The sequence below is a fragment of the Methylohalobius crimeensis 10Ki genome (genome assembly GCF_000421465.1).
GTDB lineage: Bacteria > Pseudomonadota > Gammaproteobacteria > Methylococcales > Methylothermaceae > Methylohalobius > Methylohalobius crimeensis.
Map to the genome: position 1 here is coordinate 1,544,532 of NZ_ATXB01000001.1, position 15,640 is coordinate 1,560,171.

At 58.6% G+C, this 15,640-nt stretch carries 12 protein-coding genes; 7 read left to right on the top strand and 5 right to left on the bottom strand.

Annotated features, from left to right (window positions below; genetic code table 11):
- Positions 1-67: 67 nt before the first annotated feature.
- The 3 genes from aroG to hemL are packed head-to-tail and all read left to right on the top strand — an operon-like array spanning position 68 to position 3,459.
- Positions 68-1,138 carry a 3-deoxy-7-phosphoheptulonate synthase AroG gene (gene aroG / locus H035_RS0107730; protein ID WP_022948417.1) on the top strand — a complete coding sequence of 357 codons (1,071 nt, stop codon included), beginning with the start codon at positions 68-70 and terminating at the stop codon, positions 1,136-1,138.
- Positions 1,139-1,172: 34 nt separating this feature from the next.
- Complete coding sequence (thiS, locus tag H035_RS0107735) at positions 1,173-2,162, top strand: sulfur carrier protein ThiS (RefSeq protein ID WP_026596387.1); 990 nt, start codon at positions 1,173-1,175, stop codon at positions 2,160-2,162.
- 16 nt (positions 2,163-2,178) lie between these two features.
- Positions 2,179-3,459 carry a glutamate-1-semialdehyde 2,1-aminomutase gene (gene hemL, locus H035_RS0107740; protein WP_022948419.1) on the top strand — a complete coding sequence of 427 codons (1,281 nt, stop codon included), beginning with the start codon at positions 2,179-2,181 and terminating at the stop codon, positions 3,457-3,459.
- Positions 3,460-3,523: 64 nt separating this feature from the next.
- Here the strand turns inward: hemL and rho are convergent, their stop codons facing one another.
- Both rho and trxA read right to left on the bottom strand, forming a co-directional pair.
- Complete coding sequence (gene rho / locus H035_RS0107745; RefSeq protein ID WP_022948420.1) at positions 3,524-4,783, bottom strand: transcription termination factor Rho; 1,260 nt, start codon at positions 4,781-4,783, stop codon at positions 3,524-3,526.
- Between the two features lie 149 nt (positions 4,784-4,932).
- The gene (trxA, locus tag H035_RS0107750; RefSeq protein WP_026596388.1) at positions 4,933-5,259 is read right to left on the bottom strand and encodes a thioredoxin TrxA; all 327 of its coding nucleotides are present in this window, start codon (positions 5,257-5,259) and stop codon (positions 4,933-4,935) included.
- 197 nt (positions 5,260-5,456) lie between these two features.
- Between trxA and cysQ the strand changes: the two genes are divergently transcribed.
- Positions 5,457-6,272 carry a 3'(2'),5'-bisphosphate nucleotidase CysQ gene (gene cysQ, locus H035_RS0107755; RefSeq protein ID WP_022948422.1) on the top strand — a complete coding sequence of 272 codons (816 nt, stop codon included), beginning with the start codon at positions 5,457-5,459 and terminating at the stop codon, positions 6,270-6,272.
- Between the two features lie 48 nt (positions 6,273-6,320).
- Here the strand turns inward: cysQ and H035_RS0107760 are convergent, their stop codons facing one another.
- Both H035_RS0107760 and H035_RS0107765 read right to left on the bottom strand, forming a co-directional pair.
- The gene (locus tag H035_RS0107760; protein WP_022948423.1) at positions 6,321-6,863 is read right to left on the bottom strand and encodes an SRPBCC family protein; all 543 of its coding nucleotides are present in this window, start codon (positions 6,861-6,863) and stop codon (positions 6,321-6,323) included.
- 31 nt (positions 6,864-6,894) lie between these two features.
- Positions 6,895-7,365, bottom strand: a complete 471-nt coding sequence (locus H035_RS0107765; protein ID WP_022948424.1) for a CYTH domain-containing protein — start codon at positions 7,363-7,365, stop codon at positions 6,895-6,897.
- Between the two features lie 165 nt (positions 7,366-7,530).
- Between H035_RS0107765 and H035_RS0107770 the strand changes: the two genes are divergently transcribed.
- On the top strand, positions 7,531-8,745 hold the full coding sequence (locus H035_RS0107770) for a FlgO family outer membrane protein (protein ID WP_022948425.1): 1,215 nt from the start codon (positions 7,531-7,533) through the stop codon (positions 8,743-8,745).
- Here the strand turns inward: H035_RS0107770 and H035_RS20760 are convergent.
- Positions 8,736-10,139, bottom strand: a complete 1,404-nt coding sequence (locus tag H035_RS20760) for a caspase family protein (protein WP_022948426.1) — start codon at positions 10,137-10,139, stop codon at positions 8,736-8,738. The two genes, H035_RS0107770 and H035_RS20760, sit on opposite strands and share 10 nt — an antisense overlap.
- A 124-nt stretch (positions 10,140-10,263) precedes the next feature.
- Between H035_RS20760 and hrpA the strand changes: the two genes are divergently transcribed.
- Both hrpA and purT read left to right on the top strand, forming a co-directional pair.
- Positions 10,264-14,148, top strand: a complete 3,885-nt coding sequence (hrpA, locus tag H035_RS0107780; RefSeq protein ID WP_022948427.1) for an ATP-dependent RNA helicase HrpA — start codon at positions 10,264-10,266, stop codon at positions 14,146-14,148.
- Positions 14,149-14,420: 272 nt separating this feature from the next.
- Positions 14,421-15,629: a formate-dependent phosphoribosylglycinamide formyltransferase gene (gene purT, locus H035_RS0107785; RefSeq protein ID WP_022948428.1), complete on the top strand. Its 1,209-nt coding sequence runs from the start codon at positions 14,421-14,423 to the stop codon at positions 15,627-15,629.
- The last annotated feature ends 11 nt before the right edge of the window (positions 15,630-15,640 follow it).

The following is a 15,640-nucleotide window of genomic DNA, read 5'->3' on the forward strand; positions in this document are numbered from 1 at the left end:
CCCCCTTCGCGGTGTAAAATAAGTCAATTTCTTTTGCTGACCATCCAATTGTTAAGGTGTTCTGGCTATGTCCAACCGTTACCGTACCGATAATTTGAGAATTCAGGAAATCCAGGAAGTCAGTCCGCCCCAGCAGCTGCACGACGAATTGCCTTTGACCGATCGAGCGTCGCGTTCCACTTTCGAAGCGCGTCAGACGATTCATAACATACTCAACGGCGATGACAAGCGTTTGTTGGTGATCATGGGGCCCTGTTCGATCCACGATCCGGATGCGGCCCGCGACTACGCTTCCCGCTTGGTGAAGTGGAAGGAGTCCTTGGCCGAGGACCTGGTCATCGTCATGCGGGTGTATTTCGAGAAACCCCGTACTCGGGTGGGTTGGAAAGGACTGATCAACGATCCCGGCTTGGACGAAAGCTTCAACATCAACAAGGGGCTTAGAGTCGCCCGCAAGCTGCTTTCGGACATCAACGAAATGGGCTTGCCGGCGGCGACCGAATATCTGGATCTGATCACCCCGCAATACGTTTCCGACTTGATTTCCTGGGGGGCCATCGGAGCCCGGACCACTGAAAGTCAGGTGCATAGAGAACTGGCTTCCGGCTTGTCTTGTCCGGTGGGGTTCAAAAACGCCACCGACGGTACCGTTCAGGTGGCGGTGGACGCCATCGCTTCGGCCCAGCGTCCCCATCATTTCCTATCGTTGACCAAGGCGGGCCACTCGGCGATTTTCGCGACCCGCGGCAACGAGGATTGCCATCTGATTCTGCGGGGCGGACGGCGTCCCAATTACGATGCGGAAAGCGTCAATCAAGCCGCCGAGACCCTGGAACAAGCGGGCCTGCCGGGGCGGCTGATGATCGATTTCAGTCACGGCAACAGCTTCAAGCAGTTCAAGCGGCAAATGTTGGTGGCCGAAGACGTGAGTCAACAAATCAACGCCGGCGACGAGCGTATCATCGGCGTGATGGTGGAAAGCCACTTGAAGGAAGGACGTCAGGATCTGAAGCCCGGCCAACCCTTGGAATACGGCAAGAGCATCACCGATGCGTGCCTGGGGTGGGGAGACAGCGAAAGAGTTCTGGAAATGTTGGCCCAGGCGGTGCGGAAACGCCGCGGCAATTCGGATCGGTGATGGCATGAGCGTAGCTATGACGGAAGATCGGACCTTGGAAGTTATCGTCAACGGCGAGACTCGCCGAGCGGCTCAGGGCGATACCCTCGCCGATTTGGTGAGGGGCCTGGGCATGGCGGAGCAGCGGATCGCGGTGGAATTGAACCGGCGCATCGTGCCTTACGGGCGTTACGCCGAGGCCCCGCTCCGGGACGGCGACCGGATCGAAATCGTCCGCGCCATCGGCGGTGGAGAGGGGCGCGGCGAGGAGGATCCTTTGTCCATCGCCGGACGGCGGTTTCATTCCCGCTTGTTGGTGGGAACGGGAAAGTACAAGGATTTGGCCGAAACCCGCGCGGCCATCGAAGCCAGCGGCGCGGAAATCGTGACCGTGGCCATTCGCCGCACCAACATCGGCCAGCACGCCGACGAACCCAACTTGCTAGACGTAGTGCCGCCCGAGAAGTATTGCCTTCTGCCCAACACCGCCGGCTGCTACACCGTGGAGGACGCGGTCCGCACCTGCCACCTGGCGCGCGAATTGCTGGGGGGACACAAGCTGGTCAAGCTGGAAGTGCTGGGCGACGAGAAAACCCTGTATCCGGATGTGGTCGGCACGCTGGAGGCGGCCAAAATTCTGGTCGGCGACGGTTTCGAGGTGATGGTCTACACCAACGACGACCCGATCGTCGCCCGCAAACTGGAGGAGCTCGGCTGCATCGCGGTGATGCCTCTGGCGGCGCCGATCGGTTCCGGCCTGGGGGTGCGCAATCCCTACAATATCCGCACCATCGTGGAGAACGCTTCCGTGCCGGTGCTGGTGGATGCCGGCGTGGGCACCGCTTCGGACGCGTCCGTGGCGATGGAGTTGGGGTGCGACGGGGTTTTGATGAATACCGCCATCGCCGAAGCCCGCCACCCGATTCGAATGGCCGAAGCCATGAAACTGGGGGTGGAGGCCGGGCGCAAGGCCTATCTCGCCGGAAGAATGCCCCGGCGGCGTTACGCTTCGGCTTCCTCGCCCTTGGACGGCGTCTTTTTTTGACCACGGAGGTGATGCGATGAAATCTTCCCGGCAATTGTTCGATGTGGCCCAGCAGTATATTCCCGGCGGCGTCAATTCCCCGGTGCGCGCATTCAAGGGCGTGGACGGGACGCCTTTGTTTATCGACCGCGCCAAGGGATCTTACATGTACGATGTGGAGGGGCGGCGCTATATCGATTACGTGGGCTCCTGGGGGCCGATGATCCTGGGCCATGCCCATCCGGAAGTGTTGGCGACGGTCATGGCGGTGGCGGAAAAAGGCCTCAGTTTCGGCGCGCCCACCGAGATCGAGGTGCAGATGGCGCGCGCGCTGTGCGAGCGAGTCCCTTCCATGGATACGGTCCGGATGGTCAATTCGGGGACCGAGGCGACCATGAGCGCCATTCGTCTGGCGCGGGGCTTCACCGGACGGGAAAAAATCGTCAAGTTCGAAGGCTGCTACCACGGACATGCCGACAGCTTGTTGGTCAAAGCCGGTTCCGGCGCGTTGACTCTGGGCGTCCCTAGTTCCCCGGGCGTGCCGGCCGGTTTGGCGGAGCACACCCTGACCTTGCCCTTCAACGATAGCGACGCGGTTCGGGAGTTGTTCCAGCAGTTGGGGAGCAAGATCGCGTGCGTCATCGTCGAGCCGGTGGCCGGAAACATGAACTGCATTCCGCCTCAACCGGGTTTTCTGCAAACCTTGCGCGAAGTTTGTACCCGCTATGCCAGCGTGCTCATCTTCGACGAGGTGATGACCGGGTTTCGGGTGGCCTTTGGCGGCGCTCAGGCGCTTTATGACGTCCACCCCGATTTGACCACGTTGGGTAAGATTATCGGAGGTGGGATGCCGGTGGGTGCCTTCGGGGGACGGCGCGAAATCATGGAGCATCTGGCTCCGACCGGGCCGGTCTATCAGGCCGGAACCCTATCCGGCAATCCGGTGGCGATGGCGGCCGGGCTCAAAACGGTGGAGCTGCTTTCGGAATCCGGCTTCTACGATCGGCTGGCCGAAAAGACCGAGGCCTTGACGCAAGGTCTGAAAGAGCGGGCCGAGGCTCACGGCATCCGTCTTCGCACCAATCAAGTCGGCAGCATGTTCGGCCTGTTTTTCACCGCTGCGGAAGAAGTGAGCTGCTTCGATGAGGTGATGGCTTGCGATCTGGCCACCTTCAAACGATTCTTTCACGGAATGCTGGAAGAGGGGGTGTATCTGGCGCCTTCGGCTTTCGAAGCCGGCTTCGTTTCCGCCGTTCACGACGATGATACCCTCACCGCCACCTTGGCGGCGGCCGAGCGAGTGTTCCGGCGATTGTAATAAATTCCGCATCGATAGAGATGGGCTTTGTTCCTTGGCGCATCCAGCGGCAAACTGCCGCCGATCAAGCCCGTTTCATGGATTCGAAGAATTCCGAATTGGTCTTGGTTTGGCGCAATTTGTCCAGCAGGAATTCGATGGCCGCTATTTCATCCATGGGATGAAGAATTTTGCGCAGGATCCAAGCCTTCTGAAGTTCGTCGGGCGGGACCACGTATTCCTCGCGGCGAGTACCGGAGCGATTGATGTTGATCGCCGGATAGATTCGCTTTTCCGCGATTTTTCGCTCCAAATGCAGTTCCATGTTGCCGGTGCCCTTGAATTCCTCGAAAATCACGTCGTCCATGCGTGATCCGGTTTCCACCAAAGCCGTCGCGATGATGGTCAGGCTGCCTCCTTCCTCGATATTGCGCGCGGCGCCAAAGAAGCGTTTGGGTTTTTCCAGGGCGTTGGCGTCCACGCCACCGGTCAGGAGCTTGCCGGAGGACGGAACCACGGTGTTGTAGGCGCGCGCGAGCCGGGTGATGGAGTCGAGCAATATGACCACATCGCGTTTGTGCTCCACCAGGCGCTTGGCTTTCTCGATCACCATTTCGGAGACTTGCACGTGACGGGTGGGCGGCTCGTCGAAAGTGCTGGATATGACTTCTCCGCGAACGCTGCGCTCCATTTCCGTGACTTCCTCGGGGCGTTCGTCGATGAGCAGGACGATCAGGTAACACTCCGGGTTCTGAATGGCAATGGAGTGGGCAATGTTTTGCAGGATCATGGTCTTGCCCGCTTTCGGCGGCGACACGATCAGCCCGCGTTGCCCTTTGCCCACCGGGGCCACCAGGTCGATCACGCGTGCGGTCAGGTCTTCGGTGCTGCCGTTGCCCAGCTCCAGGACGAAGCGTTTTTGCGGGAAAAGCGGGGTCAGGTTGGAAAAGTCGACTTTGTGCTTGGCGACCTCGGGCGGCTCGAAGTTGATCTTCTCCACCTTGAGCATCGCAAAATACCGTTCTCCTTCCTTGGGCGGTCGGATCTTACCGGAGATGGTGTCCCCGGTACGCAGGCTGAAGCGTCGGATTTGGCTGGGAGAGACGTAGATGTCATCGGGGCCGGCCAAATAGGAGCAATCGGCCGAGCGAAGAAAGCCGAAGCCGTCCTGGAGAATTTCCAAGACGCCGTCACCGTAAATATCTCCGCCGTTTTTCGCAGACTTTTTGAGAATAGCGAAAATCAGGTCCTGTTTACGGCTTCGGGAGACGCCTTCGATCCCTAGCGATTCCGCGATTTCCAAAAGTTCCGTGGCAGACTTGCCTTTCAGTTCGGTTAGGTTCATGTATGATGAGATTAGCTTTGTTTCAGAATATTCTAGTCCGGATCGCCCTGGAGGGTGGACGATCCGGGGAAGGGGTGGTGAGGTGTTTTATGAATGGCCCGTCCTTTTCTTCCTATTCAATGGGTAAGACGGGTCGGGCTAGAATGTCGTTACAGGTTTTGTTCCAGAAAAGCCTCTAGCTGGGATTTGCTCAACGCGCCGACCTTGGTGGCTTCCACTTCGCCGTCCTTGAAAAGCATCAGCGTGGGAATGCCACGAACGCCGAAATTCTGCGGCGTTTTCGGATTTTCATCGATATTCAGTTTGGCGATTTTCAGGCGCTCCCGATAATCTTCGGCGATTTGATCCAGGACGGGAGCGATCATTTTGCACGGGCCGCACCATTCCGCCCAGAAATCCACCAGTACCGGCCGATCGGATTGTACCACTTCCTGATCGAAATTGTCGTCGGTTACATGCACGATTACGTCACTCACGCGCGTCTCCAAAAGTTTGTTGCGAAAGCATGAAGAAGAAATGAAGAAGCAGGCTTCAGTCTGTGGGACATTTCAGCTTAATCGATCCTGAATTTCAAGTTTTTTGTGGCGAATGATCGGTTGGGGGAATGACGGCTTAACCAATTATAATAAATCTGCTTTGTTGATTGTATCTTTGGATATTGAGGAGTCATCACATGTCTCAACTCGATTTGGCCGATTTGCAAGAAGCGGTCATCGTCGCCACCCGCCGGGCGGGTCAAAAAATCCTCAAAATATATGCCTCCGATTTCCAGGTGGGACACAAGAGCGACAGTTCCCCCTTGACCGCGGCGGATACCGCCGCCCATCGTTATCTGGGGGATGTGTTGCCGGGATTGCCCGGGGGATTTCCCGTCCTGTCGGAAGAGGACAGCGCTCTGTCCTATCAAGAACGGAAGCAATGGCCGACATATTGGCTGGTGGATCCGCTCGACGGCACCAAGGAATTCGTCAACCGGAACGGCGAATTCACCGTCAACGTGGCGTTGATTCACGGTCATGAACCGGTGCTGGGGGTTGTCCATGTACCGGTTCAAAAGACCACTTATTACGCCGCGGCGGGGTTGGGTGCCTTCAGGCAGGAGGAAGACCGGACGCCGGAAGCGATTAGGGTACGTAAACCCGCGTCGGAGGAATTGGTCGTCGTGGGCAGTCGTTCTCATCGGTCGCCGGCTTTTCAGGTTTACCTGGATAAGTTGAACGGTGCGTATCGATTGATTTCCATCGGCAGTTCCCTCAAGCTTTGTTTGGTTGCCGAGGGGCGGGCCGACCTCTATCCCCGCCTGGGCCCCACTTCCGAATGGGATACCGCGGCCGCCCATTGCGTGGTGGTGGAAGCCGGCGGGCAAGTGATCGACGTGTCGGGAAAACCGCTGCGTTACAACACCAAGGATTCGGTGCTCAACCCCTATTTTCTGGTGTATGGAGACGATTCGCGGGATTGGCTCAGCTATTTGCCGGACGAACTTTGATGGAGGGCAGGGCGGCCCCATGGGGCCGCCGCTTTGTTCGGCCTGTTTTTATGATTCGGATTTGAGCTGCAGATGTTCGATCGCGGGGGGTTGCCCCAGCTTGAGCGCCAGTTCAGCCAAAAACACGTCCATGGCGCTGTAGTAGGAAAGCAAATAGCGGACGCAAAACCGGAAGAGGGGGGAATGGATGCGGTCGACCTCGGTAACGGTGAGGATCGTCTCTCCGCTGTCCTCCTCCAGCCGATAACTCCACCGACCGCGCAGGGGAAGCGATTCATTGGCCATTTGGGTCACCAGCCAGACCGGCGGCTCGGCTTCCACCACCTGAAACGGGATTTTGCTGGCTTCGGCGCAGATCTCGGTCCACATGGGGCGGTTGTCCGGGGTGGAGCCCACTTCCACCCGCTTCAAGCCCATTCGCCAACTGGGGTAGGAACGGAAATCGGTGAGAATATGCCAGACCTCTTCCGGCTTGGCTTTGAGGCGAATGCGGCTGGCCGCTACATGGGTTTTGGGGAGGCGGCTGCCCACCATAAGGGTGACGCCTAAAAGGCCGCTCGCGATGAGGACGACGATCAGTATGGTTTGCATCTCTAGTTGGATCGATTTCTAAAAGTGTTGTTTACCAGGCTTTGAAGGGATTTTGCGCGAGTTGGGTATTGTAATAACGGGGATCATCGGTTACCTCCTGTCCTACCCATTGGGGTTTGGAAAACGCGTCATCGGGGTGGGTCAGTTCGATCTCGGCGACGATCAGTCCCGCGTTGTCGCCTTCGAAGACGTCGATTTCCCAAAGGTGATCACCGGCGGGAACGAAGTGGCGCACTTTTTCGATCAGCGGTTTGCGGCATAAGGTATCCAGCATTTCCTCGGCGTCTCGATAGGGGATCTCGTACTCGTATTCGTGACGCCGGGCGCCGATGGTGACGCTCTTGACGTTCAACCAGCCCTGTCCGTCCGCGGAACGGACTCGAACCGAACACGCCTTGGCTTCTTGATTCAGATACCCTTGGCGAATCGACATCGATCGGCTCACGTCAGCCTGCCAGGAATCGTTTCGAATCAGGAATTTGCGCTCGATTTCCAGGGCCATGTTGAAAAGTCCTCCATGTAAAATAAGCTATTAAACCGGATCTCGGGGAAATAAAAAACCCACCGCCCAATGCTTTCTTGACCCTCCCCGCCTGGAAAAATTCACCGGCTTGGTTACTATTGAAATTAGTTACTATTAAAAAAAGACAACCCTAAAAGGCCGGCGATGAATTCCTTGTTTTTTCCCACTGTTCTAATTGGCTTATTTTTGTTGCTCGGCGGATGCAATACCGCGCCCGTCTATGAAGTGAGCGAATCTCCATTCGGAGTCGAATCGATTGCTTCGCGGTCGTTGGAGAAGGCGATCATTCAAGCCGGGCGGCGCAGCGGTTGGCGCATCCGAAAAGTGCGTCAAGGGCGGATGATGGGAGAGTTCCGCACTCCCAAAAACAAGCATGTGGCGGTCGTGGAGATCGACTACACCCCAACCACTTTTAGTATCCGCTACGATCATAGCTTGAATCTCAAGTATCGCCCGGCCGAAGCCGGCGCGGCGGATGCAACCATGGGGTTGTCCGATTTGCCCGGTGTCTCGGAACGGAAGCGGCCGACCATTCATAAGGTTTACAACCAGTGGGTGGCCGCTCTGGAAAGCGCCATTTTAACCGAAGTCAAAAAAAGCCGTTACACTGTTTCGTCAAATGCTCGGTCCTCCCCACGCCCCAAGCCGTCCGCATCTCCCTGTCCCGCCCCCCATCCCGAAAGCCTTGCCGGGCGCGGAGTGATCAAGGTCAAGGGGGCGAACCTCAGGAGCGGTCCCGGCATTCATTGCGCCAAAGTGGGTTTCTTGAAAGCGGGGGATGAGCTTGCAGTCCGGGGCCGGGATGGTAAATGGTTGCTGGTCGAAGCATCGGGTGACCCAGCCTGGATTTACGCCAAATTGGTCGAACGGCAATCGTCCCCGCCCGGATCCGAAAATCGAAGTGCCGGCGAATCGCAGTCGCCGCCGGTTTCCAAACCCAAGGCCACCATTGCCGTCATCCAATTCAAGACCCTGAACCGGGAAGCTCAGGAACTCAAGCTAGGGGACTTGGTGTCCGAGTCCTTCACCACTGCTTTGGTCAATTCCCGCGCATTCAAAATCATCGAACGGGACCAATTGAATAAGGTGGTGAAGGAGATAGAGCTCAGTCAGACGGGATTCATCGACACCACCCACGCGGTGGAGATCGGGAAGATGCTGAATGCCGACGCCATCATCACCGGGAGCGTCGCCTTGTTGGCGGGGCAATTGCAAATGAACGCCCGCATCATCGACATCGAAAGCGCTTACGTGTTGAGCGCCGAGTCCCGCACCATTCCTTATCGCTTGGAGGAAATCAACCGCGGGGTGCGGGAAATCGTCTTCAGTCTGTCTCGAAAATTCTGGGATCAGCGTTGATCGACACAGGCGGTGGAAGCGGCCCCGATCAGTTCCTGCGCCACCGGGCGCAGCTTGCGCGGGAAGGTTTCGTGCATCACCTGCTGAAAGGAAAGACCGGGCAGGATAAAGCCTTGATGGCGGATGGCCAGGCTGCCGCGTTTACTGCCCATATCGACCATTTCCAAGGTTGCGGAGATATCGATTTTTTGCATGCGCGTGGCGATGATCTCGATGGGCATCTGACGCGCGGCGAGCCGGATCAATACCAGATAGCCGATCTCCTCCTCCCGGGCGACCCGCATCAATTGTTCGCGCCGGTTTTGCAAATGCCGCAAAATCTTTGCGCCGCGTTCCGGCCCGGGATCCGCAAGAGAAAGTCCCAGTTCGGCGAACACCGCCCGTAAGGTTGAAGTCAATTGAGGCGGATTGACGAAAGCCTTGCGACGGTCCTGTTCGCCGCCGCTGGCATGGCCTTCCACCAGCAACAGCCCGCTACCGTCAAGCGGGCATTTTGCAGCGGACGAATTGTTCGAGGAGCGTCCCGACGAAGGTTCGTGGGAAGGCGGGAGAGCATCGAGGCGACCGGAAACGGCCGGCACGAGTCCGGTAGGCGAGGGGGGAGGCGAATCGGGCGAGGTTTTCCCGTCGGGTGGGATAAAATAGAAATCGCCGGTGAGGGACGACTCTTCCCACGGGATTTGGCGCCCGTCGGTTTGTCGGCGAACCCCGTTGCGTACCCGCTTGAAGACTTGCTCCAAGGTGAGGCCGGGACGGGTCATCGCTTCCAGCAAGTGTTGGGTATACACGCCGTTGCGGCCTTCGCCGTCCAGGGCGGTGTCGCCGGGGGCGGTGGCGTAGGCGATCAGCGAACCCAGCGGCCCCTCCATTTTCGCCAGCCCCCGCTCCAAGGAGCGGTAACTTCGCACGAACGGATTGTCGCGGCAGGCGTCCAAGATAACAATGTTCACCGGGTTGCCGGCCGATTCCATCTTGCGCATGACCAGGCCGGCGTCGACGGCCTCGTCGATCACTTCGTCGGCGGCGTGGATTTCCGTCCCCAAGGGGACCAGATAATTGCGTCCGGCGATTTGAACGCCGTGACCGGCGTAATAGAATAGGCCCACGCCGCCCTGCGCCAGTTTTTCTCCGAACTCCCGCATGGCTGCGCGTATGCCCTTGCGGTCCAGATTGAGTCGAAGATCGACTTCAAAGCCCAAACGTTCGAGAGTGGCGGCCATATCCCGGGCGTCGTTAACCGGATTGTCGAGGGGAGCGATGCGGTAGTCGCCGTTACCCAGCACCAAGGCGGTGCGTCGTTCCAGGGCGGTTGCCGAAGAGACGGACAGGAAACCGCCCAGGTAAAGGGCGAACAAGACCGGCCAGCGATTCAAATTTGCCAATGAGACGCCCATGCTAAAATTTCCGCGCTCTCTTGGAATATTTTGTTCTTTTTGTGCGTGAAGCATAGCATAGTGCGGAATTAGGCGACCGATATTCCCGCGTTATTTTTTTGAATATTCAAATTCATCTGTAGGAATGCGAACCCAAATAGAGCGATTGAAAATCCAACTGGATCATTGTCTGAGTCGAGACCGTTACGGTTTGGCCAAACGCCTGGCGCGTCTGGGCGACCGGCCCGAAAAAGCATCCCTGGAAAAGCTGGCGGTCGCCGTCGAACGTTCGGTGTCCCAGGTGGAGGCCCGGAAGGCCAAAATTCCCGCCCTTGCCTATCCAACCTTGCCGGTGGCCGAGAAAAAGGACGAAATCGCCCGGGCCTTGCGCGACCATCAGGTGGTCGTGGTCTGCGGCGAGACCGGTTCGGGAAAGACCACCCAGTTGCCCAAAATCTGTTTGGAGTCCGGGCGCGGCACTCGGGGAATGATCGGTCACACCCAGCCGCGGCGGATCGCCGCCCGCAGCGTCGCCGCCCGGATCGCCGAGGAACTGGGGCAGCCCCTGGGCGATCTGGTGGGTTATAAAATCCGCTTCCAGGACCAGACCCGGCCCCAAAGCGCGATCAAGCTGATGACCGACGGTATTCTTCTGGCCGAAACCCAGGCGGACCGTTACCTGACCCAATACGACACCCTCATCATCGACGAGGCTCACGAACGCAGCCTCAACATCGATTTTCTGTTGGGCTATCTCAAGTGGCTGCTTCCCAGGCGCCCCGATTTGAAGCTCATCATCACCTCCGCCACCATCGACCCCAAGCGCTTTTCCGAGCATTTCGGCGGTGCGCCCATCGTGGAAGTATCGGGGCGAAGCTTCCCGGTTGAGTTGCGTTACCGCCCGCCGGGAGAAGGAGAAAACGCCGACCAGGACATGATCCAGGCGATTCTGGAGAGGGTGGACGAACTGGCGCGCGAGAGGCTTTCCGATATCTTGGTGTTCCTCAGCGGCGAACGAGATATTCGCGACACCACCGAAGCGCTGCGCAAACATCATCCGGAGCGCTATGAGGTCTTGCCCCTCTATGCCCGCCTGAGCGCCCGCGAGCAGCAGAAGGCGTTTCAGATAGGAGGCCGTCCGCGGATCATCCTGGCCACCAACGTGGCCGAGACCTCGCTCACCGTCCCCGGCATCCGGGCGGTGATCGATACGGGGATCGCCCGTATCAGCCGCTTTAGTCCGCGCAGCAAGTTGCAGCGCTTACCGATCGAACCCATTTCCCAGGCCTCGGCCAAGCAGCGCGCCGGACGTTGCGGCCGGGTCGCGCCCGGGGTTTGCATCCGACTTTATGCGGAAGAGGATCTCAGCGCCCGCCCGACCTTCACCGACCCGGAGATCCGGCGCACCAATCTGGCTGCGGTGATTCTCCAAATGAAGGCCCTGCGGCTCGGCGATATCGAGCGTTTTCCCTTCGTCGACATGCCGGACAGTAAGCAGGTCCGCGCCGGCGTCAAATTGCTCCAGGAGCTGCAAGCTTTGGACGCGGCGGGCCGCTTGACCGAGATCGGCCGCCAATTGATCAAATTCCCCATCGACCCCCGCCTGGGCAGAATGGTTGCGGCGGCCAAAGGCGGAAATTGCCTTACCGAGATGGCGGTGATCGCCGCCGGTTTGAGTGTTCAGGATCCCCGGGAACGGCCCGCCGATCAGGCCGATGCCGCCGATGCCAAACACGCCCTGTGGCGCGATGAAAAATCCGATTTTCTCAGTTTTCTCAAACTTTGGCAGTTGTATACCGAGCAGCAGAAACATCTGTCCAAGACCCAGTTGCGCAAATACTGCAAGGCGCATTTCCTTTCTTATCTCCGGATGCGCGAGTGGCAGGATATCCACGCCCAGCTCATGGAGGTGATCAAGGGGGAATTGGGCTGGCGCCCCAATCAGCAACCGGCAGACTATGCGGAGATTCACCGGGCGATATTGAGCGGTCTGCTGTCGCAGGTGGGGTTTCGCAAGGATAAATTCGAATACGAGGGGGCCCGCGGCCTCAAATTTTTCATTTTTCCCGGTTCCGGCTTGTTCAAAACCCGCCCCAAGTGGTTGATCAGCGCCGAACAGGTGGAAACCAGCAAGGTTTACGCGCGCATCAACGCCCACGTGGAACCCCAGTGGATCGAGCAATGCGCGGACCATCTGGTCAAACGCCATCACTACGATCCTCATTGGGAACGCAAGGGCCGACGGGTGGCCGCGTTCGAACGGGTGACCTTGTTCGGTCTGACCTTGGTGGAAAGGCGCAAGGTTGCCTACGAGCGGATCAATCCCACCCAGTCGCGGGAAATCTTTATCCGCTCCGCTCTGGCGGGACAGGATTACGACTGCAAGCTGGCGTTTTTCCGCCATAATCAGGCACTGCTCGAGGAATTCGGGGTATTGCAGCAAAAAGCCCGGCGCCTGGACCTGATGGTGGACGAGGCTTGGTTGTTCGATTTTTACGATAAACGCGTGCCGGAAGCTATTTGCAATGCCGACGACTTCGAGCGCTGGTACCGGCAGATCGTCCGGCGGCAGCCCGACGCCCTCAAGCTGACGCGGGAAATGATCGCCCGAAACTTGCAGGGGATGAAAGTCGCCGATTTTCCCGATTCCTGGGAAGTGGAGGGAATGGAGCTGGCGCTGCGTTATCAATTCCAGCCGGGAAACGAGGCCGACGGGGTTTCCCTGCAGGTGCCCCTGGCGGTGCTGCCCCAATTGGATCAGGCCGCCTTCGATTGGCTGGTGCCGGGCTTTCTCGAAGAAAAACTCATCTTTATTCTCAAGGGTTTGCCGCGAAGCGTGCGGCGCCACTTGGTACCGATTCCCGACACCGCCGGCCGCGCTTTGACCGAATTGGATTTCGCCCAGGGTCCGTTTTGGCCGGCATTGGCGCGGGCGGTGCTTCGGGTTTCGGGATTAGAGGTGAGCTCCGACCAGCTCCAGGCGGTGGATTTGCCCGACCATCTGAAAATGAACTTTCAGGTAATCGACGATCGCCGCCGTCTGGTCGCCCAGGGGCGGGATTTGGAGAGACTCAAAGCGAAATTGGCGATTTCGGCCCGACAGGGATTCGAACGGTCGGTGGAGGATCGCCCCGAGCTGACCCGCTCGGGCCTGCGCCGCTGGGAATTCGACGAATTGCCGCGGTCTTGCAAGATGCGTCAAAAAGGCCAGGTGGTGGTGGGATTTCCGGCCTTGGTGGACGAGGGCCAAAGCTGCGGGGTCCAATTGTTCGCCACCACCGAGGAGGCCCGCGCCGCCCATCGCCGCGGCCTCAATCGCCTGATTCAATTGGTTCTGGCCAAGGATATCAAGTATCTCAAGAAGCAGTTGCCCTTCAGTACCGCCGACGAATTGGTTTATGCTCGTCTGCCGCGACATTTGTGGTTGTATCAAGATGAAACCGGGCGGCAGCTTGTGGATGATGTGGCCGATCGGCTGGTGGAGGAGGTTTTTCTGAAAGAAGGCGCGGATGAAATCCGCACCCGCGAGGCGTTCGAGACCTGCTTGGAAACCCACCGCAATTCATTGCTTCGGCGCGCGCAGGAAATGGGCGACAGGATTCGGGAAATCCTGCAATTGGTCCAGGAATGCCGGAAGCGTCGCAGCGGGATGAAGCATCTGGACCGATCCCCCAGCGGCATCGATATGGACGCTCAGTTGAATTTGCTCTGTTACCGGGGGTTCGTGGGCCATGTGTCCTGGTCCTACTTGCGTGAATTTCCCCGCTATCTCAAGGCCTTGCAATACCGATTGGACAAGGCGGCGTTTGAATTGGCCAAGGACGAAGCCCGGCTGGCTCGGCTCAGGGATTTCTGGGAGCCTTATTGGAAACAAGTCGAAACCGGGGATATCCCATCTCCCGATAGCGATCCGTTTCGTTGGAGCCTGGAGGAATTTCGGGTGTCCTTGTTCGCCCAGCAGATCAAGACCGCCTATCCGATTTCGGAAAAACGCCTGGCCAAGGCGTGGGAGCAATATCGGGCGGCTTAGAGGGGCGCGCCGGGTAGCGGCGGCTTGCCGGACACGCCGTAGACCCTTCCCTGGGGGCTCGATGGTGCCAGTCCGGGGCGCCAACGGTCCGGCAAGCCTCTCGTTGTTCTTGGGGTGTTGATCCCTGATACCGTGGATTTTATTGACATGACGGTTGTAGGGGCGATCCTTGTGATCGCCTACCATTTCTTTAGGGATGCTTTGGAAGCGACCTGATCTACTTCGTATAGTAGTGTTTCAGTCAATGGCAACTCAAAGTAAAGGAGTCGTTTATGCAAATCGGAACCGCTCTGACGGCCAGCGCCACCAAGGTGATGTTGCTGGGGGCAGGAGAATTGGGCAAGGAGGTGGCGATCTGCCTGCAGCGCTACGGGATCGAAGTGATTGCGGTGGATCGGTACGAAAACGCCCCGGCCCACCACGTCGCACAAGTTCGGCATGTGATCGACATGACCGACGGGGTTCAGCTTCGAGCGCTGGTGGAGCGGGAACAACCGGATTGGATCGTGCCGGAAATCGAGGCTTTGGCCACCGACACTTTACTGGAAATCGAAAGAGACGGTCTGGCACAGGTGGTTCCCTCCGCCCAAGCGGTGCAGCTGACCATGGACCGGGAAGGGATCCGGCGCTTGGCGGCCGAAACGTTGGGATTGCCCACTTCCGGCTATGGGTTTGCCGGCTCCCTGGAAGCGTTGATCGAGACGGCCGAGAAAGTGGGTTATCCCTGTTTCGTCAAACCCACCATGTCCTCCTCGGGAAAGGGGCAATCCCAAGTCCATGGGCGGGAGGAACTGGCTGCGGCGTGGGAGAAAGCGCGTGCCGGCGGCCGCGTGGACCGGAAGCGAGTGATCGTGGAGTCGAAAGTGGATTTCGATTTCGAGATTACCTTGCTCACGGTGCGCGCCTTGAATCTTCAAGGACAAACCGAAACTTATTTTTGCCAACCCGTCGGCCACCGCCAGGAGAACGGCGATTACGTGGAAAGCTGGCAACCCCAAGCGATGACGCCCAAAGCCTTGGTCGAAGCCCAGCGCATTGCGGCGGCGGTGGTGGAGTCTTTGGGTGGACGAGGGTTGTTCGGGGTGGAACTGTTTGTGCGCGGGGACCGGGTTTGGTTCAGCGAAGTCAGTCCCCGCCCCCATGACACCGGCATGGTGACCATGGCCGGTCAGGGACAGAGCGAATTCGAACTGCATGTGCGGGCCTTGCTGGGCTTGCCGGTGGATACCCGTCTGTTGCGTCCTGCGGCGAGCGCGGTGATTTATGGCGGAATGGAAGGCAGCGGTCTTATTTATGAGGGCATAGAAGCGGCTTTGGCCGTTCCCGAAAGCCGGTTGCGTCTATTTTCCAAGCCGCTCGCGTTCCACCGCCGCCGGATGGGGGTGGCGCTGGCCGAAGGGAAAGACGTGGAAGAAGCCCGAGTCCGAGCCCGAGCTTGCGCGGCCAAGGTGCAACCAAAGTCACACTCCGCAATGCCTTGAGTGAACTAGAC

Excerpts from the sequence above, each read along its gene's own strand:
- aroG (WP_022948417.1), top strand. The coding sequence starts at position 68 with ATGTCCAACCGTTACCGTACCGATAATTTGAGAATTCAGGAAATCCAG.
- hemL (WP_022948419.1), top strand. The coding sequence starts at position 2,179 with ATGAAATCTTCCCGGCAATTGTTCGATGTGGCCCAGCAGTATATTCCC.
- H035_RS0107770 (WP_022948425.1), top strand. The coding sequence starts at position 7,531 with ATGAATTCCTTGTTTTTTCCCACTGTTCTAATTGGCTTATTTTTGTTG.
- purT (WP_022948428.1), top strand. The coding sequence starts at position 14,421 with ATGCAAATCGGAACCGCTCTGACGGCCAGCGCCACCAAGGTGATGTTG.
- H035_RS20760 (WP_022948426.1), bottom strand. The coding sequence starts at position 10,139 with ATGGGCGTCTCATTGGCAAATTTGAATCGCTGGCCGGTCTTGTTCGCC.
- hrpA (WP_022948427.1), top strand. The coding sequence starts at position 10,264 with ATGCGAACCCAAATAGAGCGATTGAAAATCCAACTGGATCATTGTCTG.
- rho (WP_022948420.1), bottom strand. The coding sequence starts at position 4,783 with ATGAACCTAACCGAACTGAAAGGCAAGTCTGCCACGGAACTTTTGGAA.
- H035_RS0107760 (WP_022948423.1), bottom strand. The coding sequence starts at position 6,863 with ATGCAAACCATACTGATCGTCGTCCTCATCGCGAGCGGCCTTTTAGGC.
- H035_RS0107765 (WP_022948424.1), bottom strand. The coding sequence starts at position 7,365 with ATGGCCCTGGAAATCGAGCGCAAATTCCTGATTCGAAACGATTCCTGG.
- cysQ (WP_022948422.1), top strand. The coding sequence starts at position 5,457 with ATGTCTCAACTCGATTTGGCCGATTTGCAAGAAGCGGTCATCGTCGCC.